This window comes from Acidovorax sp. LjRoot38 (genome assembly GCF_964252975.1).
In the GTDB taxonomy this organism is placed as follows: domain Bacteria; phylum Pseudomonadota; class Gammaproteobacteria; order Burkholderiales; family Burkholderiaceae_C; genus Acidovorax; species Acidovorax facilis.
Genome location: NZ_CAXUPT020000001.1, coordinates 143,293 through 165,343, shown reverse-complemented (window position 1 = coordinate 165,343; position 22,051 = coordinate 143,293). Strand labels below are relative to the sequence as shown.

Below are 22,051 nucleotides of genomic sequence, written 5' to 3'. Positions count from 1 at the left end.
CGGTCCAGCGCGGAAGGAACCCAGGGCCATGGTGTGCGTAAGCCCATGCGTGCGCCCCCTATCGCACCAGCGATACGACCCCCACCAGCAACGTGATCAAGAGCGCAACGGTCACCACATGTTCGGCCACCAGGGTCTGCAGCCACGCAGCACCCGCGAGCAACTGGTCCAGCGGCCCGCGCAAGGCGCCGCAGTGCGCCAAGTGCTCACCCAGGTGGGAAAGCTCCAGCAGCGATACGTCTGCCGGCTGCCCGACGCAAGACGTGTCCCACGCAGAGGCAAGGGTGGATGGATGGGACATAGGCGGCTCCTGGTACACAAGTGAATGGCGCCACCGCGTTGCGGCAGCGCTCTGATCCTCTTGTACAAGGGGCTGGGGCCGCGAGTCTGTACGCTGTCGAACAGACCACCAGAGAGGCCTTTTTCAGCCCAAAGGCAACCCACCAAGAACTGAAACGATCAGTTACCAATCAAAGAGCGATGGTGTTCCACCCGGGCACGCGCCTTCAATCTGAAGCATGCGCAGCTTGGTCAGCGCGCCGCCTCCGGCCGAAAAGCCGCCCGGCCGGTCACCCGCCGCCAGCACCCGGTGGCACGGCACCACGGGCGCAAACGGGTTCAGGCCCAGCGCCTGCCCCACGGCGCGCGACAGGCCCTTGCTGCCGATCTGTTCGGCCACCTCGCCATAGGTGCGCGTGCGGCCCGGCGGTATGGCCCGGGCAATCGCATACACCTGCTGGTGAAACGGCGAAATGCCGGACATGTCGAGCGGCACCTCGCACAGGTCGCGGGGCTGCCCCGCCAGCAGCGCCTGGATGCCTTCGATGGCGCTGCGCACGGGGGCGGGGTGCTCCCCAGACTGCGCGCAGTGTGAATGGCTGCGCAGCAAACGCGCCCGGGTCGCCTCGGCATCCGCCTCGGGCAACTGCACGGCCACGATGCCGCCCGGGCCCCAGGCAATGCCGCAGGTGCCGATGGCGGTGTCGAACAGCGCATGGCCGTGGCCAGGGGTGGCATCAGGCACAGTGCGGGCCCCTCCTTGCAGGTTTGGCACTCACTACTCTTTTTATAGCTACCAGTGCTTACTGGATAAGCGCTAGAGGCCAATTTTTCTCATATCTTCGGCACCAAAGCATGCGCGTGCGCCATCAATCGGCCCGCAGCGCCGCGCGCAGTTGCGCGCCCAGCTCGGGCTTGGCGGCAAACGGGTCGGTGGGGTTGCGGCCCATCATCACGTCTTCCATGCGCGTCTGCACCGAAGCCAGGGCCTTGGGGTGGCTGTAGATGTAGAACTGGCCTTGAGCCGCTGCGTCGAACACTTTTTGCGCTACCTCGGCGGCGGTCACCTTGCCGCTGCCCACGGCCTTGTCGCTCATGGCCTGGCCGATGAGCTGGCTCTTGGTGGGCTTTTCGGCAGGCAGGTCGCCGGGGCGGTTGCGGTGGCTTTGGTTGATGCCGGTGGGCACAAAGAAGGGGCACAGCACGCTGGCGCCGATCTGGTCAGTGACCAGCGACAAATCCTGGTACAGCGTTTCAGACAGGCTGACCACTGCGTGCTTGCTCACGTTGTAGATGCCCATGTTGGGCGCCGCCAGCAGGCCCGCCATGCTGGCGGTGTTGATGATGTGGCCGCGCCAGGCCGGGTCGGCCTTGGCCGCTGCCAGCATCATGGGCGTGAACAGGCGCACACCGTGCACCACGCCCCACAGGTTCACGCCCAGCACCCATTCCCAGTCCTTGACGGAGTTCTCCCACACCAGCCCGCCCGCGCCCACGCCCGCGTTGTTGAACACCAGGTGCGGCGCACCAAAGCGCTGCTGCACATCGGCGGCCAGTTGTTCCATCTGCGCGGCGTTCGATACATCCACCTTGCGGGCCAGCACCTGGCTGCCTGCGGCCTGCATCTCGGCAGCGGCGGCGTCCAGCGCGTCCTGCTGCACATCCACCAGCACCAGGTTCATGCCGAGGCGGGCACCGATGCGCGCGCATTCCAGGCCAAAGCCCGAGCCTGCGCCAGTGAGGACGGCGGTTTTGCCGGAAAAGTTGTCGATCATGGTTTTTGTCTCCTTGAGTCCGTAACAATTTAGAGCGTTGGGTTGAAACTGGCGGGGCCCACGCCGGGGACACCGAGCAAGGGCCGCCGAGCCGCGTATGCGGCGCCTCGCTTGCGTGCGAGGGCGTCGTCCCCCTTCCCGGCGAAGCCGAGAGAAGGGGGAAGCGGCGCAGCCGCTCAGGGGGATGGTCTTAGAACATACCCAATGCGCGGGAAGTGCACATGCACCGTGCCCGCGCGCGGGTCGGTACGGCGCAGCGTGTAGCGGGTGCGGGTGGCAGCAATCAGCTCGCCCTCGGTGGGCTCCGTGCCAAAGCTCTCGGCGGAAATCGTGACCTGGCTGCCCAGCGGGATGCCGTGTTCGTCCTGGAAAACGTCGTCCATCAGGGGCAAAGGGTCCATGCCCGCGGCCACCGTGATGGCGTCCTGAGCGCTGAACTTTTCCATACGACCATGGCCCAGCGCTGCGATGCGGTCCATCCACTCCAGCACGGCGGGGGTGGCGGCAAAGATGTCGGCCATCACCGGCACACACTGGCGCGTGAACCACAGCGGGTGGTAGGCCGCAAAGTCGGCCAGGCAGGGCTCGGCACCGAACAGGAAGTCGTGCTCCTCGGCCATGTGGGCGATGCGGCGCAGGTACGAGCGGTAGGCAGCCGTCGCGTCGGCCGGTCGCAGGCGCTGCATGCCCGCGCTCATCTCGCGGCGGTCTTCGCCAAACACTTGCGCGGCGGCAGGCGGCAAGTTGGCAAACAGCACCGCAGCGCCTCTGGGCTGCAGGTTGTAGGCCATGGCGGCCCAGAACAGCGTGCTATCCGCCCACTGTGCAAACACACGCGCCACGCCCTTGAGGTGCGGCGGGTACAGCACCGGCTCGGGCTGTTCATGCTCCAGCACGTCGCAGATGAGGGCCGAATCGCAATAGATGTCGGCACCGATCTGCAAGAACGGCGTCTTGCGGTAACCCCCCGTGAGCGCCACCACATCGGGCTTGGGCATGACGCTGGGGATGATCACGGACTTCCAGGCCAGCTGCTTGAAGCCGAGCACCGCGCGGATCTTTTCGGAGAACGGCGACGAGGGGTAGTGGTGCAGGATGAGGTGGGACATGGGGTTCTCCGCAAAATTCTGTAGGGTGAATCAGGCCGGGAGCGCACGGGCCAGGGTGGCGTCAAGGTTTACACCCGCGCCCAGCGTGCCAAAGCTGTAGCCCCAGTCGCCGGAGAGGCGCGAGTCGCAAAACGCGCGGAAAACGGCACCGGGCGCACTGCGCAGCAGCAGGGCCGCCTGCACGGCCAGCGCCACATCCTGCGCGAGGCGCCGGGCCTCGGCCTCGGTGGTCATGGCGTCCACGCGCAGGGGCAACGCGCCGGCCAGACGGTCCAGCGCCGGATGGGCGCCGCGTGCGGGTGCCAGTTCGGCGTCCAGAGCGGCAGCGGTGTCGGCGCGGCGCACGGCGCGCATCAAATCCAGCGCCATGATGTTTCCCGCGCCTTCCCAGATGGAGTTGAGCGGCATCTCGCGGTAGATGCGGGCCATCACGCCTTCGCCGCCCTCTTCCACATAGCCGTTGCCGCCCAGGCATTCCATGGCCTCCTGCGCAAACACGCTGCCGCGCTTGCACACCCAGAACTTGGCCACGGGTGTGAGCAGGCGGGCCATGATGGCCTCGTGCTCGCTCTTGTCTTTGTGGTCAAAGGCGCTCGCAAGCCTTATGGAGAGAGCGGTAGCCGCTTCACTTTCCAGCGCCAGATCGGCGAGCACGTTGCGCATGAGTGGCTGGTCGATGAGCTTCTTGCCAAAGGCCGAGCGCTGGCGCGTGTGGTGCAGAGCGATGCTGAGCGCCTGGCGCATGAGGCCGCTGGTGCCTAAAGCGCAATCGAGCCGCGTCATGGTGCCCATCTCCAGGATCTGCGCCACGCCCCGGCCTTCCTCGCCCACGCGCCAGGCCAAGGCGTTGATAAATTCGACCTCGGAGCTGGCGTTGGCGTGGTTGCCCAGCTTGTCTTTCAGGCGCTGAATGCGGATGGCGTTCACGGTGCCTTCGCCACCATCAGGCAACACACGCGGCAAGAAGAAGCAGGTGAGCCCGCCGGGCGCTTGCGCCAGGATCAGGAAGGCGTCGCACATGGGGGCCGAGAAGAACCATTTGTGGCCGGTGATGCGGTAGCGCGCGCCCCAGGCGTCTTCACCATCGTGCACAGCCTGTGTGGTGTTGGCGCGCACGTCCGATCCGCCCTGCTTCTCGGTCATGCCCATGCCCATGGTGAGCGCGGATTTCTGCGAGAACAGCGCGAGGCGCGGGTCGTACTGCGTGCTCGCCAAACCCTTGCTCCAGTCCGCCCATACCGCTGAATTGCCTCGCAATGCCGGGGTCACGGCGTAGCTCATCGACACGGGGCACAGCACCGAGGGCTCGGCTTCTGTGAACAGCATGAAGCCTGCGGCCCGCTCCACATGCGCGTGGCCCGTGTCCTGGCGCGACCACGGCGTGGCATGCAGGCCGTGGCGCAGCGCGGCGCCGATGAGGGCGTGGTAGCTGGGGTGGAACTCCACCACATCGGTGCGATGGCCGAAGCGGTCGTGGGTGCGCAGTTGGGGTTTGTAGGTGTTGGCGAGCCGAGCATGGGTCTGCATTTCGGCCGATCCCATCTCCGCGCCCAGCGCCGCGAGGCCCGCCAGCGGCAGGCCGGGGGCATGCAGGCGCAGCGCGTCCTGCAAGGGCTGGTTGGCGGTGAAGAGGTTCACATCGGCCCAGGGCGTGCTCTGGTTGAACACCTCATGGGTGACGGCAGGGCTGGCAGCGGTCATGGCGGCTCCTCAGGCAGTGGGGCTGTCACCCCGTCTCAGCATTTCGATGTGGGGGATATCGTCTTCCAGGTACTCATCGGACACGGCCTCAAAACCCAGGCTGCCGTAGAAGCCCTGCAGATGGGCCTGCGCGCTGATGCGGATGCCCCGCCCCGGCCATGCCTGGCTGCAGCGAGCGATGCCCTCGGCCATCAGCGCCCTGCCCGTGCCGTTGCCCCGCGCTTCCTTGGCGGTGACCACGCGGCCGATGGAGGGCTCGGGGTAGTTCACGCCCGGGTCCACCACGCGCAGGCAGGCCTGCGCCACCCCGGCCTCGTCGTAGCCCAGCAGGTGGTAGGACTGCTTGTCCGCCCCGTCCGGGTCCTGGTAAGGGCCCTGCTCCAGGATGAACACCTTGCAGCGCAGCGCCAGCGCATCGTGCAGGGCGTGCACGCCCAGGTCATCGAAGCGGGCCCAGGTCCAACGCATTAGAACCTGCTCCCGGCCTTTTCATGGGGTGCGTTGCCCCACAAAGGCAGTGGATGCAAGGCGCCCACCGAAAGCCGCACTGATGTGCGGCGAGGATGGGCAACGCAGCAGACGCTGCCTTTGCGGGGCAACCCGGAGGGCATGGCAGCAAAGAGCCACGCTCGTCGTTGCCCACCTTGCCCAGGCCGCCAGCATGGGCTGCGGTGGACGCCTAGATCGTGACTGTTTGCTGTCATGCGCACCCCATGAAAAGGCCGGGAGCAGGTTCTTAGATCAGCTTCACCAGCTGTTTGCCGAAGTTTTTGCCCTTGAGCAAGCCCAGGAAGGCCTCGGGCGCGGCGGTGATGCCCTGCGCAATGGTCTCGCGTGGGCGCAGCTTGCCGGTGCCGACCAGCGTGCCCAGTTCCTTGAGCGCATCAGGCCAGACTTCCATGTGCTCGCTCACAATGAAGCCTTCGACTTTCATGCGGTTGATGAGCATGAGCGCGGGGTTGGCCATGGGCAGCGGCGCGCCGTCGTAGCCAGCGATCATCCCGCACAGGGCAATGCGGCTGAAGGCGTTCATGCGCAGCATGACGGCGTCCATGATCCAGCCGCCCACGTTTTCGAAGTAGCCATCGATGCCGTTGGGGCACGCTTCCTTCAGGGCCTTGGACATGGCCTTCACGTCGCTGTGTTCCTTGTAGTCGATGCAGGCGTCAAAGCCCAGCTCTTCCACTGCGTACTTGCACTTGTCGGCGCCACCGGCAATACCCACCGCACGGCAGCCGCGCGCCTTGGCCAATGCGGCAAACGCGCTGCCCACCGCGCCGGTAGCGGCGCTTACCACCACGGTGTCGCCTTCCTTGGGCGCAATGATCTTGACCAGGCCGTACCAGGCGGTCACGCCAGGCATGCCCACGGCGCCCAGGTAGTGCGACAGCGGCACATGGGTCGTATCGACCTTGCGCAGCGCGCCGGGCTGGTCGGCATTGACCACGCTGTACTCCTGCCAGCCACCCATGCCCACCACCTTGTCGCCCACCGCGTACTTGGGGTGCTTGCTTTCGGCCACTTCGCCCACAGTGCCGCCGATCATGACTTCGCCCAGCGCCTGCGATGCGGCGTAGCTCTTGCTCTCGTTCATGCGGCCGCGCATATAGGGATCCAGGCTCAGAAAGTGGTGGCGTACCAGCACCTCGCCGTCCTTGAGCGCGGGCGTGTCGGTGGCCACCAGCTTGAAGTTGCTGACCACGGCTTCGCCTTGGGGGCGGTTGTCGAGAACGATTTGTTGGTTGCGTGGCATGAGAGGCTCCTTCAGAATGTCTATCACTATAAATTCAATAGCTGCCAGCGCTTATAGATAAAGCGCTAGAGGCCAATTTGACTTAAAAATCTGACTCAATCGGTGGAAATGACCTTGAGGTCATTCACATTGCGCCCATCGACTGGCAGGCGCCGCACGTACTTGAACGTGCCGGTGGCATGGCAACACACCTTGCCCTGCGCGTCATACACCGTGCCTTCGGTAAAAGCCATGGTGGCCGTCCGGTGAATGAGCCGCCCCTTGGCCACCAGCGGCCCGCGTGCGGGCTGCATGAAGCTGGTCTTCATCTCAATGGTGACCACGCCCATGTCGGGCGTGTCGCTGCGCGCCGCCGTGGCCATGGTCACGTCCAGCAGCGTCATCGACGCACCGCCGTGGGTCACGGCAAACGAGTTCAAGTGCTCGGGCTGAGCTTCGTAATGCAGCTCAGACTCGCCGCCTTCCATACGCTGCAGCGTGAAGCCCAGGTGGTGGACAAAGGGAATTTCGACACCGAAACTTTTCAAGGGATTTCCTCAGAACACAAACCTCAAATACTGGCGCGGCCCAGACCAGGGCAGCCGAGCAAGGGCCGCCCCGCAGCGAGGGCTGCGTCCTCCTTCCCGGCGAAGCCGAGAGAAGGGGGAAGGAGCGCAGCGCCTCAGGGGGATGCTCACCCGCCGGTGACGATACTCACGCCCCCGTCCACCGCCAGCCATTGGCCGGTGATGTGCTTGCCCGCATCCGACGCGTACAACGCGCACAGGCCCTTCAAATCTTCATCATCGCCGAGACGGCCCAGGGGGGCGTGGGCGGCCAGCGCTTCCTCGCCCATGGCCTTGAGCGTACCCACCGTCATTTTGCTTGGGAAGAAACCCGGGCAGATGGCGTTGACGCGGATGTTGTACGCGCCCCATTCAGCGGCCAGGGCCCGTGTGAAGTTGATCACCGCGCCCTTGGAGGTGTTGTAAGCAATGGTGTTCATGCCCTTGGGGTTGCCGCCCAAGCCTGCGATGGACGCCACGTTGATGATGCTGCCGCTGCGGCGCGCGATCATGCTGTGCTTGGCGATGTGCTGGCTCAGAATGAAGTAACCGCGCACGTTGAGGTTCATCACCTTGTCCCACGCGTCCACAGGGTGGTCTTCGGCAGGGGCACCCCAGGCTGCGCCTGCGTTGTTGACGAGGATGTCCACATGGCCCAGGCGCTCCAGGGTCTCGTCGGCCAGGCGCCGGATGTCGTCTTCCTTGGCGCAATCAGCGGCGATCCACCGTGCGTCGATACCCGCAGCCTGCAGGTCGGCGGCAGCCTCTTCCAGGTCAGACGCCTTGCGCGAGCTGAGCATGATCTTGGCACCCGCTTCGCCCAGCGCGTGGGCCAGTTGCAGTCCCAGGCCGCGCGAGCCGCCGGTGACCAGTGCGGTCTTGCCGGTGAGGTCAAACAGTTGTTGGATGGTACGGGTCATGCTGAAAGTCTCCTTCGGTTTTGGATGGATCTGTCGTTGGGTGTTTGCCCCACGCGCCCGAGGATTGTGCGATGCAATGCGGGCGCTTTGTGTCGCGGGGGTGTCGGGTGTTCAGCTAAGAGCCTGTTCAAAATTTTTCTGGAGCCGCACAAGTGCCTTGCCGGGATGGGATGCAAGGCGCGGTGCGCCGCCGATAGCCCGTGCTATCGGCAAGCGCCGCAACGCCGTAGACCGCCCGGCAAGGCACTTGCCCGAAGGGTTGGAGTGAAATCGGGCGATTGGACGCCCCGGCTGCCTGCATGGGCATGAGCCCATGCGGCGCATCCGAAGCATCCACTCATCCCGATTGCACTCCAATGCGGTCTCCAAAAAGACTTTGAGCAGGCTCTAAGGGCCGGGGTCGGTGTGCAACCGGGCCCGCACCGCGATCAGCACCACACCCACCACGGCCAGCACCCCGCCGCCCACGATGAGGCTCCAGCCCAGAGCCTCATCGGTGCGGGCGGTGGCGATGCCCAGTATCAGCGTGAGCAACCCGCCGTAAATCAGCAGCCAGATGAGCTTGTGCAGGCGTTGCAGGGTCAGTTGCGCCGCCATCAAAACGCCTCTTCAGGGAAGGCCGCGCAGGTGGCATCGCGCGTGCTCACCACCTGCAGCCAGGCACCGATCTTGGGCAGCTCGTAGTGGAAGAAAAAGCGCATGCCGCCCATGCGTCCCACGCTCGCGGGCTGGGCCAGATCGGCATCCCGGGCCAGCGTGGCCAGGGCCACGTCCAGCCAAACCCAGGCGAGCACCGTGTGGCCAAAGGCCTGCATGTAGGGCACGGCATTGGCCAGCGCATCGGCAGGCTGGCCCGTGGCCCAGGCGGCCTTGGTGGCGGCGCCCACGTCCTGCAGCGCCTTGCCCAGCGCGTTGGCATGGGCCGCCAGCGCGGGCACCTGGATCGCGCGCTCGATGGTGGCATTGATGCGCCCGGCCAGCAGTTGCAGGCCGCGGCCGCCTTCCATCAGCACCTTGCGGCCCAGCAGGTCCATGGCCTGGATGCCGTGCGTGCCCTCGTGGATCATGTTCAGGCGGTTGTCGCGCCAGTACTGCTCCACCGGGAAATCGCGCGTATAACCGTAGCCGCCATGGATCTGGATGGCCAATGAGTTGGCCTCCAGGCAGAACTCGCTGGGCCAGCTCTTGGCAATGGGGGTGAGCACCTCCAGCAGCAGGCGGGCTTCGTCGGCCGCTGCCGCGTCGCCCGTGTGCTGCTCGTCCACCAGCTTGGCGCAAAACAGGTTGAGCGCGAGCGCCCCTTCGCCATACGACTTCTGGGCCAGCAGCATGCGCTTGACGTCGGCGTGTTCGATGATGCGCACCTGGGGCTGGGCGGCGTCCTTGACCACGGCAGCGGCGCCATCCTTGGGGCCCTGCACCGGGCGCCCTTGGGGCCGGTTCTTGGCATAGTCCAGGCTGGCGTAATAGCCCGCCAGCCCCAGCATGGTGGCGGCCATGCCGATGCCGATGCGCGCCTCGTTCATCATGTGGAACATGCAGTGCAGGCCCTTGCCGGGCTGGCCCACCAGGTAGCCCACGGCCCCGGCCTTGCCCTCAACCGGGAACCTGCCTTCACCGAAATTAAGCAGCGTGTTGGTGGTACCGCGCCAGCCCAGCTTGTGGTTGAGGCCCGCCAGCGCCACGTCGTTGCGTACGCCGGTGAGCTTGCCTTCGGTGTCCACCAGCTTCTTGGGCACGATGAACAACGAGATGCCCTTGGTGCCCGGCACCAGCTTGCCGTCCGGCCCCGGGATCTTGGCCAGCACCAGGTGCACGATGTTTTCGGTCAGCTCATGGTCGCCCGAGCTGATCCACATCTTGTTGCCCGTGAGGCGATACCTTGCACCCAATGGGTCGGCCTCGAAGCCATCGCCATCAGGCACTGCGCGCGTGGCCACATCCGACAGCGAGGAGCCCGCCTGCGGCTCGGACAGACACATGGTGCCCGACCAACGCCCGTTGAATTCATTGAGTGCAAACACCTGCTTTTGCGCCTCGGTGCCATGCACCATGAGCAGGTTGGCGTTGCCCGAAGTCAGCAGGTTCGAGCCGATGCTGATGGACGCCACCGCAAAGAAGCTGTTGGCGGCCGCCTCGACGGCATAGGGCAGCTGCATGCCGCCGACCTCGTAGTCCTGCGCGGCCGACAACAGGCCGGATTCTGCGTAGGCCTTGCGCGCCTCGTAGGTCGCCTGGGGCAGGATGACCTTTTCACCGTCGAAGTGTGGCTCCTCGATGTCTACGGTGCGGTTGAAGGGCGCGTACTTCTCGCGAGCGATGCGCTCGCAGGTGTCGAGCACCGCATCGAAGGTTTCGCGCGAGTGGTCTGCAAAACGCGTGCGGGCCGTGAGGGACTGGGCATCGAGCCAGTCATACAGCAGAAAGTCGAGCGTGGAACGCAGGGTCATCAGAAGGTCTCCTTGTGGCTGCGTGCATGCCCGATCTCCAATGGCCTGATAGGGCTCAGCGTGCAGGCAGCACGATGTTCTTGAAACACCAGTAGTCCATGTCCGAATCGGGCTTGGGCTGGCAATTGGCTTCTCCGAGCTGCAGGCGTGTGGCACCTGCAGGCAGTGGCGGGAACGTGATCTTGACGAGCTTGTTGCGGCCGGGCTTGACCACATCCATCTTCACGTTGCAGAAAGACAGGCCTCCAATCGACAGCTGCGGCAGCACAGTGCCGGTGCCCAGGTCCTTGAGCGTGAACGCATCGGGCGAGCCAGTGGGTTGCGCACAGGCCTCGAACGATTCATCGGTGGTGTTCTTGACGACAAGCGTCACCCGCGTCTGTTTGGCGTCCACCACGATGTCCTGCAAAACCACGTCGGAGTCCGACTCCAGCGGCAGCTGGAGCTTGTAGGTCTGGCTCTGGGCATGGGCACCGCATGCAACGGCAAGGGCCGAGAGGGCGACACATTGGCGAAAGGAAGGAAGCAGACAACGCATGGGAGGTACCGGGTTCGGGATGGAGAAAGGAGACAGGTTCAGTGCCACAGGCAAGCCGGTGGTCGCGCGGATTCTGCCCGCGCCAACCGCGCCGAGGGGCGCATCATGCCCCGGCAAAGCAACAATTTGTAGCCTGCACCTCTTCGCCCCCTCGACCCTGCTCTGCCCTGGTGTCTTCCTCTCATCCCCTTCTACGGGTAGTTCAGGCATCCATCTGAAATTTGCTGGGCTGAGAGCCAACGCATGTGGTCCGCCCATGGGCCCCACCACCGCTGCTTGCGCCACCCACAAAGGGGCAAGCGCACAGGCAACACGTGAAGGTGCCGCCTGTTGCGCAGCCCCCAAGCCAAGTTTTACAGCACTTCGAAAATGCCGGCAGCGCCCATGCCGCCACCAATGCACATCGTCACGCACACCTTCTTCGCACCACGGCGCTTGCCTTCAATAAGCGCGTGGCCCGTGAGGCGCTGGCCCGACACACCGTAGGGGTGGCCCACGGCAATCGCGCCGCCGTTCACGTTCAGGCGGTCGGCCGGAATGCCCAGCTTGTCGCGGCAGTACAGCACCTGCACGGCGAAGGCTTCGTTCAGCTCCCACAGGTCGATGTCCTGCACCGTGAGGCCCAGCTTTTTCAGCACCTTGGGCACGGCAAACACGGGGCCGATGCCCATTTCGTCGGGCTCGCAGCCTGCCACCGCAAAGCCGAGGAAGCGGCCCAGGGGCTTGAGGCCCTTCTTGCTGGCGTACTCTTCGCTGGTCACCACGCAGGCGCCGGCGCCGTCGGAGAACTGGCTGGCGTTGCCGGCAGAGATCAAACCGCCAGGCAGCGCCGAGCGCAGGCCGCTGATGGCTTCTACCGTCGTGCCTTCGCGTGTGCCTTCATCCTTGCTCACGGTGACCTGCTTGGTGATCAGGCCCAGCGTTTTGTCGGCCACACCGGCGGTCACGGTGATGGGGGCGATTTCTGCGTCGAACAAGCCAGCGGCCTGCGCTGCGCAAGCCTTCTGCTGGCTGGCGGCACCGTATTCGTCCATGGCTTCGCGGCCGATGTTGTAGCGCTTGGCCACCTGCTCGGCGGTCTGCAGCATGCTCCAGTAAATCTCGGGCTTTTGCTTGGCAAGTGCCAGGTCCTGGATCATGTGCAGGTTCATCTCCTGCTGCACGCAGGAGATGCTTTCGACACCACCGGCCACGAACACATCGGCTTCGCCAGCGATGATGCGCTGGGCGGCCATGGCAATGGTCTGCAGTCCCGAGGAGCAGAAGCGGTTGACCGTGACACCGGAAGCGGTGATGGGCAGGCCGGCCTTCAGGGCGATCTGGCGCGCGATGTTGCTGCCGGTGGCACCTTCGGGTGTGGCGCAACCCATGATGACGTCGTCCACGTCAGCGCCATCAATGCCGGCGCGCAACACGGCGTGCTGCACGGCATGGCCGCCCAGGGTGGCGCCATGCGTCATGTTGAAAGAACCCTTCCAGCTCTTGGCGAGCGGCGTGCGGGCGGTGGAAACAATCACTGCGGAGGTCATGTGAATTCCTTTGATTCTGTGGATGGGTGCACGCGGCTATTTACTGGAAGGCCTTGCCTTCGGCGGCCAGCTTGGCCAGCAGCGGAGCGGGCTTCCAGAACGCTGCGTCATCCAGCGGGTTCTTGGCAAAACGGTCCATGGCCTGCACCACGTTGAACAGACCCACTTCGCTGGCGTAGTGCATGGGGCCGCCACGGTGGATGGGGAAACCGTAGCCGGTCAGGTACACCATATCGATGTCGCCGGACTTGCTGGCGATGCCGTCTTCCAGGATGTGCGCGCCTTCGTTGACCAGGGCGAACACCAGGCGCTGCACGATTTCTTCGTCCGAAATCTTGCGCGGTGTGATGCCCAGTTCCTTGCGGTGGTCTTCGATCATCTTGTTGACCAGGTCGCTCGGGATCGCGTCGCGCTTGCCGGCCTGGTAGTCGTACCAGCCTGCGCCGGTCTTCTGGCCGAAGCGGCCCAGTTCACACAGCTTGTCGGCCGTGCGGCTGTACTTCATGTCGGCACGTTCGACGGAACGGCGCTTGCGGATGGCCCAGCCAATGTCGTTGCCCGCCAGGTCGCCCATGCGGAACGGACCCATGGCAAAGCCAAACTTTTCGATGGCCTTGTCCACCTGCTGGGGCGTGCAGCCTTCGTCCAGCAGGAAGCCAGCCTGGCGGCTGTACTGCTCGATCATGCGGTTGCCGATGAAACCATCGCACACGCCCGAGACCACCGAGGTCTTCTTGATCTTCTTGCCAATCGCCATCACCGTGGCCAGCACGTCTTTGGCGGTCTCCTTGCCACGCACCACTTCCAGCAGCTTCATCACGTTGGCAGGGCTGAAGAAGTGCATGCCCACCACGTCCTGCGGACGCTTGGTAAACGCTGCGATCTTGTCCACGTCGAGCGTGGAGGTGTTGGACGCCAGAATGGCGCCGGGCTTGGCCACAGCGTCGAGTTGCTTGAACACGGCTTCCTTGACGCCCATCTCTTCGAACACGGCTTCGATGATGAGGTCGCAGTCCTTGAGGTCGGCGTAGTCGAGCGTGGTGCTCAGCAGGGCCATGCGCTGCTCGTACTTGTCCTGCTTGAGCTTGCCCTTCTTGACCTGGGCTTCGTAGTTCTTCTTGATCGTGGCCACGCCACGGTCCAGGGCTTCCTGCTTCATCTCCAGAATCTTGACGGGGATACCTGCGTTCAGGAAGTTCATGGAAATGCCGCCGCCCATGGTGCCCGCGCCAATCACGCCGACCAGCTTGATGTCGCGCTTGGGGGTGTCAGATGCGACATCAGGAATCTTGGAGGCGGCGCGCTCGGCCATGAACAGGTGGCGCAATGCACGCGACTCGGGCGTCCACATCAGGTTGATGAAGATCTCACGCTCGACCAGCATGCCTTCGGCAAACTTCTTCTTGGTGGCGGCTTCAACCGCGTCCACGCATTTGGCGGGCGCTGGGAAGTTCTTGGCCATGCCCTTGACCATGTTGCGCGCGAACTGAAAGTACGCATCGCCTTCGGGGTGCTTGCAGGGGAAGTTGCGCACCAGGGGCAGCGGACGGGCATCCGCCACGCTCTGGGCAAATGCCAGTGCTTCAGCCGCCAACGATTCGGCCGACGCGGCCATCTTGTCAAACAGCTTCTGGCCGGGCACGGCGCCGATCATTTCGCTCTTGACGGGCTCGCCGCTCACGATGAGGTTGAGCGCGGCTTCGACGCCAATCACGCGGGGCAGGCGCTGCGTACCTCCTGCGCCAGGGATCAGGCCCAGCTTGACTTCAGGCAGTGCAATCGAGCAGCCAGGCGCTGCAATGCGGTAGTGGCAACCCAGGGCCAGCTCCAGCCCGCCGCCCATGGCAACGCTGTGCATGGCAGCCACGACGGGCTTGGCCGAGTTTTCAATGGCGGCAATCACCGACAGCAGGTTGGGTTCTTGCAGTGACTTGTCGGTGCCGAACTCCTTGATGTCGGCGCCGCCAGAGAACGCACCACCGGCACCGGTGATCACGATGGACGTGACCGCTGCATCGGCATTGGCACGGCCAAGGCCTTCGACGATGCCCTGGCGGGTCGATAACCCAAGTCCGTTGACGGGAGGGTTGGCCATGGTGATCACGGCAACGGAGCCGTGGACTTTGTATTCAGCGGTCATGGTGCTGTTGTTCCTTGGAAAGTGAAAAAGAACGATCGTGCGTTTTTATTGTAGAGACTTCAAACCCATTTGGCGTGTCAATTTGTCCCGGGCGGGACAAGGGGGTTTGCAGTGCAACATTTGGTAGAGCAAAAAAAGAGGCGCCTTCAGCTATCGGGCGCCTCTTTTAGCCATGGTTCTTCAAAAATCGTCAGACTTCAAGCCATTCCTTGCGGATGTAGTTGTCGGCCCGCAGGCTGTCCGGCGTGCCCTGGAACACGATCGAGCCATGCCCCATGACCAGCGCGCGGTCCGAGATCTTCATGGCGATGGTCAGCTTCTGCTCGATCAGCAGCACCGAGATACCCCGCGCCTTGATGGTCTGCAGGTACTGCCCCACCAGCTCGACAATCTTGGGGGCCAGGCCTTCGGTGGGCTCGTCGATGATGATCAGGTCGGGGTCGCCCATCAGCGTGCGGCACAGCGTAAGCATCTGCTGCTCGCCGCCCGACATCACGCCCGCCTCGGTGTGCTGGCGCTCCTTGAGGCGCGGGAACATCTCGTACATGTCGTCAAACGACCAGCGGCTACCCTTGCCTTTGCCTTTCTGGCCCAGCAGCAAGTTCTGGTGCACGGTGAGGTTGGGGAACACATCGCGGCTTTCGGGCACGTAGCCCACCCCCAGGTGGGCGATCTCGTAAGCCTTCTTGCCGTTGAGGTCCTGCCCCTTCCAGTTCAGCGTGCCCTCCCAGTCCACCAGGCCCATGATGGCCTTGGCGGTGGTGGAACGGCCCGAGCCGTTACGCCCCAGCAGGGCCACGATTTCACCGGGTTGTACGTCGAAGGTCACGCCATGCAGCACATGGCTCTTGCCGTAATAGGCGTGGAGATTTTCGATTTTCAGCATGTCAATGTCCCGCCCCTTGCTCATCCGCAACGACAGAGCCCAGATAGGCCTCCTGCACGCGCTGGTTGGCGCGCACCTTGTCGGGCGTGTCATAGGCAATGACCTCGCCATAGACCACCACAGCAATCTTGTCCGCCAGGCCAAAGACCACGCCCATGTCATGCTCCACCGTCAGCAGCGTGCGACCTTCGGTCACTTCCTTGATGAGGTGGATGAAGCGCGTGGTCTCGGTCTTGCTCATGCCGGCCGTGGGCTCGTCGAGCAGGATCACGTTGGCACCACCCGCGATGGTGATGCCGATCTCCAGGGCGCGCTGCTCGGCATAGGTCAGGTTCATCGCCAGCGTGTCGCGCTTCTTGTCGAGCTTGATCATTTCCATGAGCTGCTTGGCGCGCTCATTGGCATCGTGCAGATTCGACAGGAAGCGCAGGAAGGTGTACTTGTAGCCCATGCTCCAGAGCACACCGCAGCGCAGATTCTCGAACACCGAGAGCTTGGGAAAGATGTTCGTGATCTGGAAGCTGCGCGACAGCCCCTTGCGGTTGATCTCATACGGCGCCAGCCCGTTGATGCGCTGGCCATTGAGGATCACATCCCCGCTTGTGGGCGCAAAACGCCCACTGATGAGGTTGAACAGCGTGGACTTGCCCGCGCCATTGGGGCCGATGATGGCCACGCGTTCGCCCGAGGCCACGGACAGGTTCACGCCACGGATAATTTCCGTCTTGCCAAAGCTCTTGCGCAGGTCGCGCAGTTCCAGGGCATAGGTGGTGTTGGTTGGGTTGTCAGCTGCCATGTTTACAGCGCCTCCCCACGCTTGATTTCATGTTCGATCTCTTCCTGGATCGTGCTCCACTGCCGCAGGAACTGGCGGCGGCAGAGTTCAAAAAGTCCAAAGCCCGTGACCATCACGAAAATGGCGCCAAACCAGCTCGTAAAGCCTGCGGCATTGAGCGTGGCCCCCAGGAACGTCAGTTCTGGCCCCAGGGCCGCGTTGAGCTGCAGGTGGTAGGTCATCTCGATCATGCAGGCTGCGCCCATCACCCCCACCAGCGCTGTGCCGCCCAGCGCCAGGTAAGAACTCCAGAGCTGACGCAGCTTGCCGTACTTGGCCAGCCGCAGGTTCATCATGATCAGGCTGGCAATGCCTCCGGGCGCATACATCACCATGAACAGGAACACTAGGCCCAGATACAACAACCATGCCTTGGACAGCTCGGACAGCAACACCGACGCCAGGACCAACAGCACCGCGCCGATGATGGGGCCGAAGAAGAACGTTGCCCCGCCGAGGAAGGTAAACAGCAGGTAGCCTCCGGAGCGAATCACGCTCAGGCTGTCAGCTCCCGTGATGATCTCGAAGTTGATCGTGGCCAGCCCACCTCCGATGCCCGCAAAAAAGCCCGCGATGATGAACGCGAAGTAGCGCACACGCTGCGTGTTGTAGCCGATGAACTCGACGCGCTCGGGGTTGTCGCGCACAGCGTTCAGGATGCGGCCCAGCGGCGTGCCGGTGAATGCAAACATGGCGGCAGTGCAGACAAAACAGTACGCTGCAATCAGGTAGTACACCTGAATCGCAGGCCCGAAACTGATGCCAAAGAAGGCTTTGCCATACACCCGGTCCGTGGTGATGCCGCCTTCTCCGCCGAAGAACTCGGGGAACATCAGCGCCATGGAGGCCACCAGTTCGCCAATACCCAGCGTGATCATGGCGAAGGTGGTGCCCGACTTCTTGGTAGTGACAAAACCGAGCAGGATGGCAAAAAATGCCCCTGCCAGGCCGCCCACCAGTGGGATGAAAACCAGCGGAATGTGCACAGAGCCCTTGGTCGCCATGTTCATTGCATGAATGGCGATGAACGAACCCAGGCCCGTGTAGACCGCATGGCCAAAGCTCAGCATGCCCCCCTGCCCCAGCAGGATGTTGTAGGACAAGCAGATGATGATCAGGTAGCCGATCTGCGAGAGCATGGTCAGCGCCAGACTGCTGCGAAACAGCATGGGCGCCACGATGAGCATGACCGCGAACAACGTCCAGATGATGAGGCGCCCGACGTTCCAGGGCTTGAACCGGTAGTGCGACGTGGCGCTGGAAGCGACAGTAGTGGTTGTAGTGGAATTCATGGCATCAGTCCTCCCGCGTGCCCAGCAAGCCCTTGGGGCGGAAGATCAGGATCAGCACGAGGAACAGGTAAGGCAAGATGGGCGCGACCTGGGAAATCGTGAGCTTGAGCAAGGGGTAGCCGAAGGTCTGGTCAGTCACCGCAACGCCCACGGCCTTGAAGACATGGATCAGAGAGTAGTCCAGCGCCACGGCAAAGGTCTGCACCAGACCGATGAGCAGCGATGCCAGGAAGGCACCTGCCAGCGAGCCCATGCCACCCACCACCACCACGACAAAGATGATGGAACCCACGGAGGCCGCCATCGCAGGCTCGGTGACATAGGTGTTGCCACCGATCACCCCCGCCAGGCCGGCCAGCGCGGCACCACCGCCAAACACCAGCATGAAGACGCGCGGCACGTTGTGGCCCAACGCCTCGACCATCTCGGGGTACTTGAGGGCGGCCTGGATGACGAGACCGATGCGCGTGCGTGTGAGCAGCAGCCACACCGACACCAGCATCAGCAGGGCCACGAGCATCACAAACGAGCGCGACTTGGGAAATTGCGTGCCATAGAGCGAAAACAGCGGACCCTGCAATTGCTCGGGCAGGCCATAAGGCACGGTGGAACGGCCCCAGACCAGTTGCACCACTTCCAGAATGAGGTAGGACAGGCCGAACGTGACCAGCAGTTCGGGCACGTGGCCGAACTTGTGCACCCGGCGCAGGCAATAGCGCTCGAACGCGGCCCCCAGCGCAAACACGACAAGGGGTGCCAGCACCAGCGCTGGCCAGAAGCCCACCACCCCGGAGATGGTGAACGCGAAGTAGGCACCCAGCATGTAGAAGCTGGTGTGTGCAAAGTTGAGCACGCCCATCATGCTGAAGATCAGCGTGAGGCCGGAACTCAGCATGAACAGCAGGAGCCCGTAGCTCACGCCGTTCAGCAAAGAGATCACGAAAAACTCAGGATTCATTGGAATTTTTCACTGCAGGGGTAAAAAAAAGGCCCGAGTGGTCGGGCCTCGAAGCGATTGCGCAAGGCTTACGGGCGCTTCATCTGGCACGATGTGGGCGTGCTCGCCACATAGGGCTCGTAGTACTTCACAGGCACAAAGGTGTAACCCGTGTTTTCAGAGTCGATCGGGAACTTGCCGCCAGCCTTCTCCCACTTGGAGATGAACAGGCCCTGCTGCAGTTGGTGATCGGTCTTGCGCATCTCGACTTCGCCATTGAAGCTCTTGAACTTCATGCCCTCGAACGCAGCAGCCACCTTGACCGGATCGGTCGACTTGGCCTTGGTAAAACCTTCGGACAGCATCGTGAACGCGTGGTAAACCGCGCCCGTGTACATGTCGTCGTTGAACTTCTTCTTGTAGTCCACCACGATCTGGTTCAGCGGCCCGGGCAGGTTCATGTGGGCATAGGCCACCATGTAAACGCGCCCTGCTGCGGCCGAGCCCATAGCGGTGGGGCTGCCAGTGACGGAGCCGTAGTAGGTGTAGAAGTTGACGTTGTTCAGGCCCGCGTCGTTAGCGGCTTTGATAAGCAGCGCCAGATCAGAACCCCAGTTGCCGGTGATCACGCTGTCGGCGCCCGACTGCTTGATCTTGGCAATGTAGGGAGAGAAATCACGCACCTGAGCCAGCGGGTGCAGATCGTCGCCGACGAACTGCACGTCAGGGCGCTTGCGCTGCATCATTTCCTTGGCGAACTTGGAGACCTGGTGGCCGTGCGAGTAGTTCTGGTTGATCAGGTAGACCTTCTTGACCTCGGGCATGTCCTTCATGTACGTGGTCAGGGCTTCCATCTTCATGGAGGTGTCAGCGTCCAAGCGGAAGTGCCAGTAGCTGCACTTGCTGTTGGTGAGGTCTGGGTCCACGGCAGCGTAGTTCAGGAACAGGACTTCCTTGCCAGGGTTGCGCGCGTTGTGCTTTTCCAGCGCATCCATGATCGCCAGTGCAGGGCCGGAGCCGTTGCCCTGCACCACGTAGCGCGCACCCTGGTCCATGGCCGAGCGCAGGGCGCTGGTGGTTTCCTGGGGACTGAGTTTGTTGTCGATGCCGATGATTTCGAATTTGACGCCTGCAGGGTTCTTCTTGTTGAACTCTTCAGCGATGAACTGGAAGCTCTTGAGCTGGTTCGTTCCCACTGCCGCCATCAGGCCAGACAGGGGGTCGAGCCAGGCGATTTTCACCGTCTCGCCCTTTTGAGCGAAGGCCCCGCCAGCGCTTGCCAAGATTACCGAGGCTGCTACAGCCTTAATAGCGAACTTCATGCTTTTGTCTCCTTGTAAATCGACACAACGCAGCGTACCGCGTTGCAACAAAGCGATGCTCAGGGATTGCCCCTACCAGCGTCGCACACGTGACTGAACTCGGTATCACCCCCTGAGGCGCTGCGCGCCTTCCCCCTCTCCTTCGGGAGGGAGACGCACCCGGTGGCCTGGCAAAGCCAGCTCCACGGGTGCACTGGCCTGGGCCGCGCCAGTTTCGAAAGCCGCGAGGGCGATCAAGAGGGCTGGCGGGGCCAAGGACGCAGCTTTCATAAGCCTGGGAGCTTGTAATCCTTGAGCTGCTCGCGCAGTTTTGTCTTGAGCATCTTGCCGGTGGCACCCAGTGGAATGGCATCAACAAACACCACGTCATCCGGGATCTGCCACTTGGCGGTTTTGCCTTCGTAAAACGCCAGCAGCTCATCGCGTGTGACCTCGGTGCCCGGCCGCTTGACCACGGCCACGATGGGGCGCTCGTCCCACTTGGGGTGCGGCATACCCACACAGGCCGCCATGGCAATTGCGGGGTGGGCCATCGCAATGTTCTCGATGTCGATGGAACTGATCCACTCGCCACCGGACTTGATCACATCCTTGCTGCGGTCGGTAATCTGCATGAAACCGTCGGCGTCGATGGTGGCCACATCGCCCGTGGGGAACCAGCCCCGGCCCTGCGCGTCTTTGACGAGTGGATTGCCGCCCTCGCCCTTGAAATAGCTGCCGACGATCCACGGCCCCTTGACCAGCAAATCCCCGTAGGTCTTGCCATCCCAAGGCAACTCGCTGCCGTCGCCCCCCACGATCTTCATGTCTACACCGTAGATCGCGCGGCCCTGCTTTTGCAGGATCTTCATCTGGTCATCCTTGGACATGGCCAGGTGCTTGTTCTTCAAGGTGCACAGCGTGCCCAGCGGGCTCATCTCGGTCATGCCCCAGGCGTGCAGCACCTCCACGCCGTAGTCTTCCTTGAAGGCATGGATCATGGCGGGCGGGCAGGCTGAGCCACCGATGACAGTGCGGCGCAGCGTGGAGAACTTCAGACCCGCGGGCTTCATGTGGCCCAGCATCATCTGCCACACGGTGGGCACGCCAGCTGCGTAGGTGACCTTCTCGCCTTCGATCAGTTCGTAAATCGACTTGCCATCCATGGCGGGACCAGGGAACACCAGCTTGCAACCCGTGAGTGCCGCCGAGTAAGGAATGCCCCAGGCATTGACGTGGAACATGGGCACCACCGGCAGCACGGAGTCGCGTGCGGAAAGGCACATCACATCAGGCAGCGCTGCCGCATAGGCATGCAGCGTGGTCGAACGATGGCTGTACAGCGCGGCCTTGGGGTTGCCCGTGGTGCCGCTCGTGTAGCACATGCTCGACGCGGAGTTCTCGTCAAACTCGGGCCAGGCGTAGTCGGGCGACTGCGCACCGATCCAGGCTTCGTAACTGGTGAGGCCAGGGATGCCTGAATCCGCAGGCAGCTTGTCGGCATCACACAGCGCCACCCACTTCTTCACCGTGGGGCACCTGGCATGCACGGCCTGCACAAGGGGCAGAAAGGTCACATCAAAACACAGCACCTGGTCTTCGGCATGGTTCATGATCCACGCAATCTGGTCGGGGTGCAGGCGCGGGTTCACGGTGTGCAGCACACGGCCCGAGCCGCTCACACCAAAGTACATCTCCATGTGGCGGTAGCCGTTCCAGGCCAGCGTGGCTACGCGGTCGCTGAACTGCAGCTTCATTTCATCCAGCGCATTGGCCAGGCGGCGTGCGCGGACAGCCAGGTCGCGGTAGGTGTAGCGATGGATGTCGCCCTCGACCCGGCGGGACACGATTTCGGCGTCGCCATGGTGGCGCTCGGCGAACTCGATCAGCGACGAAATCAGCAACGGTTGGCTCTGCATCAGGCCCAGCATGTGTGCTCCTTGGATGTTGTAGTGAAGGGAACGATCATCGTAGCGCGGGGGTTCTCATGGCGGTGTCGCCCAGGCAAGCGGCCCCGCCAGACCGACACCCCCAACAGGGGTTCAGTGTGCGCGTGTCCAG

The 22,051-nt window shown here is 63.3% G+C and carries 20 protein-coding genes; all 20 read right to left on the bottom strand.

Annotated elements, in window-relative coordinates; translation table 11 throughout:
* Positions 1-58: 58 nt before the first annotated feature.
* The 20 genes from ACSQ22_RS00805 to ACSQ22_RS00710 all read right to left on the bottom strand — a co-directional run bounded on the left by ACSQ22_RS00805 (position 59) and on the right by ACSQ22_RS00710 (position 21,921).
* Complete coding sequence (locus ACSQ22_RS00805) at positions 59-301, bottom strand: hypothetical protein (RefSeq protein ID WP_436129114.1); 243 nt, start codon at positions 299-301, stop codon at positions 59-61.
* Positions 302-463: 162 nt separating this feature from the next.
* The gene (locus ACSQ22_RS00800) at positions 464-1,024 is read right to left on the bottom strand and encodes a methylated-DNA--[protein]-cysteine S-methyltransferase (protein ID WP_436129113.1); all 561 of its coding nucleotides are present in this window, start codon (positions 1,022-1,024) and stop codon (positions 464-466) included.
* 124 nt (positions 1,025-1,148) lie between these two features.
* Complete coding sequence (locus tag ACSQ22_RS00795) at positions 1,149-2,054, bottom strand: SDR family oxidoreductase (RefSeq protein ID WP_431149488.1); 906 nt, start codon at positions 2,052-2,054, stop codon at positions 1,149-1,151.
* A gap of 176 nt (positions 2,055-2,230) precedes the next feature.
* On the bottom strand, positions 2,231-3,163 hold the full coding sequence (locus ACSQ22_RS00790) for a glutathione S-transferase family protein (protein WP_436129112.1): 933 nt from the start codon (positions 3,161-3,163) through the stop codon (positions 2,231-2,233).
* 30 nt (positions 3,164-3,193) lie between these two features.
* Positions 3,194-4,864, bottom strand: coding sequence for an isovaleryl-CoA dehydrogenase (locus ACSQ22_RS00785; protein ID WP_436129111.1), 1,671 nt, complete (start codon positions 4,862-4,864; stop codon positions 3,194-3,196).
* A 9-nt stretch (positions 4,865-4,873) separates the two neighbouring features.
* Positions 4,874-5,332 carry a GNAT family N-acetyltransferase gene (locus ACSQ22_RS00780; RefSeq protein WP_218299891.1) on the bottom strand — a complete coding sequence of 153 codons (459 nt, stop codon included), beginning with the start codon at positions 5,330-5,332 and terminating at the stop codon, positions 4,874-4,876.
* Between the two features lie 268 nt (positions 5,333-5,600).
* Positions 5,601-6,617 carry an NADP-dependent oxidoreductase gene (locus tag ACSQ22_RS00775; RefSeq protein ID WP_436129110.1) on the bottom strand — a complete coding sequence of 339 codons (1,017 nt, stop codon included), beginning with the start codon at positions 6,615-6,617 and terminating at the stop codon, positions 5,601-5,603.
* Positions 6,618-6,712: 95 nt separating this feature from the next.
* Positions 6,713-7,144, bottom strand: a complete 432-nt coding sequence (locus tag ACSQ22_RS00770) for a PaaI family thioesterase (RefSeq protein ID WP_055394013.1) — start codon at positions 7,142-7,144, stop codon at positions 6,713-6,715.
* A 146-nt stretch (positions 7,145-7,290) separates the two neighbouring features.
* The gene (locus tag ACSQ22_RS00765; RefSeq protein ID WP_055394014.1) at positions 7,291-8,082 is read right to left on the bottom strand and encodes an SDR family oxidoreductase; all 792 of its coding nucleotides are present in this window, start codon (positions 8,080-8,082) and stop codon (positions 7,291-7,293) included.
* Positions 8,083-8,469: 387 nt separating this feature from the next.
* Positions 8,470-8,679: a hypothetical protein gene (locus tag ACSQ22_RS00760; protein WP_431149492.1), complete on the bottom strand. Its 210-nt coding sequence runs from the start codon at positions 8,677-8,679 to the stop codon at positions 8,470-8,472.
* Positions 8,679-10,532, bottom strand: coding sequence for an acyl-CoA dehydrogenase (locus ACSQ22_RS00755; protein WP_121506150.1), 1,854 nt, complete (start codon positions 10,530-10,532; stop codon positions 8,679-8,681). The genes ACSQ22_RS00760 and ACSQ22_RS00755 overlap by 1 nt, the downstream gene beginning before the upstream one ends.
* A gap of 55 nt (positions 10,533-10,587) precedes the next feature.
* Entirely contained in the window at positions 10,588-11,070 is a 483-nt protein-coding gene (locus ACSQ22_RS00750; protein ID WP_436129109.1) for a hypothetical protein, read from the bottom strand.
* Positions 11,071-11,423: 353 nt separating this feature from the next.
* The gene (locus ACSQ22_RS00745; protein ID WP_055394022.1) at positions 11,424-12,599 is read right to left on the bottom strand and encodes an acetyl-CoA C-acyltransferase; all 1,176 of its coding nucleotides are present in this window, start codon (positions 12,597-12,599) and stop codon (positions 11,424-11,426) included.
* Positions 12,600-12,639: 40 nt separating this feature from the next.
* Entirely contained in the window at positions 12,640-14,739 is a 2,100-nt protein-coding gene (locus ACSQ22_RS00740; protein ID WP_436129108.1) for a 3-hydroxyacyl-CoA dehydrogenase NAD-binding domain-containing protein, read from the bottom strand.
* A 190-nt stretch (positions 14,740-14,929) separates the two neighbouring features.
* On the bottom strand, positions 14,930-15,625 hold the full coding sequence (locus ACSQ22_RS00735) for an ABC transporter ATP-binding protein (protein ID WP_121420373.1): 696 nt from the start codon (positions 15,623-15,625) through the stop codon (positions 14,930-14,932).
* A gap of 1 nt (position 15,626) precedes the next feature.
* A complete protein-coding gene (locus ACSQ22_RS00730; protein ID WP_055394028.1) occupies positions 15,627-16,421 on the bottom strand; it encodes an ABC transporter ATP-binding protein in 795 nt (264 codons plus the stop codon).
* 2 nt (positions 16,422-16,423) lie between these two features.
* Positions 16,424-17,752 (bottom strand): branched-chain amino acid ABC transporter permease, encoded by a 1,329-nt coding sequence (locus ACSQ22_RS00725; RefSeq protein ID WP_121420374.1) that lies wholly within the window; start codon positions 17,750-17,752, stop codon positions 16,424-16,426.
* 4 nt (positions 17,753-17,756) lie between these two features.
* Complete coding sequence (locus ACSQ22_RS00720; RefSeq protein WP_055394032.1) at positions 17,757-18,710, bottom strand: branched-chain amino acid ABC transporter permease; 954 nt, start codon at positions 18,708-18,710, stop codon at positions 17,757-17,759.
* A 68-nt stretch (positions 18,711-18,778) separates the two neighbouring features.
* The gene (locus ACSQ22_RS00715) at positions 18,779-20,011 is read right to left on the bottom strand and encodes a branched-chain amino acid ABC transporter substrate-binding protein (protein ID WP_055394034.1); all 1,233 of its coding nucleotides are present in this window, start codon (positions 20,009-20,011) and stop codon (positions 18,779-18,781) included.
* A 266-nt stretch (positions 20,012-20,277) separates the two neighbouring features.
* Positions 20,278-21,921, bottom strand: a complete 1,644-nt coding sequence (locus ACSQ22_RS00710) for a 3-(methylthio)propionyl-CoA ligase (RefSeq protein WP_436129107.1) — start codon at positions 21,919-21,921, stop codon at positions 20,278-20,280.
* Positions 21,922-22,051 lie beyond the last annotated feature (130 nt).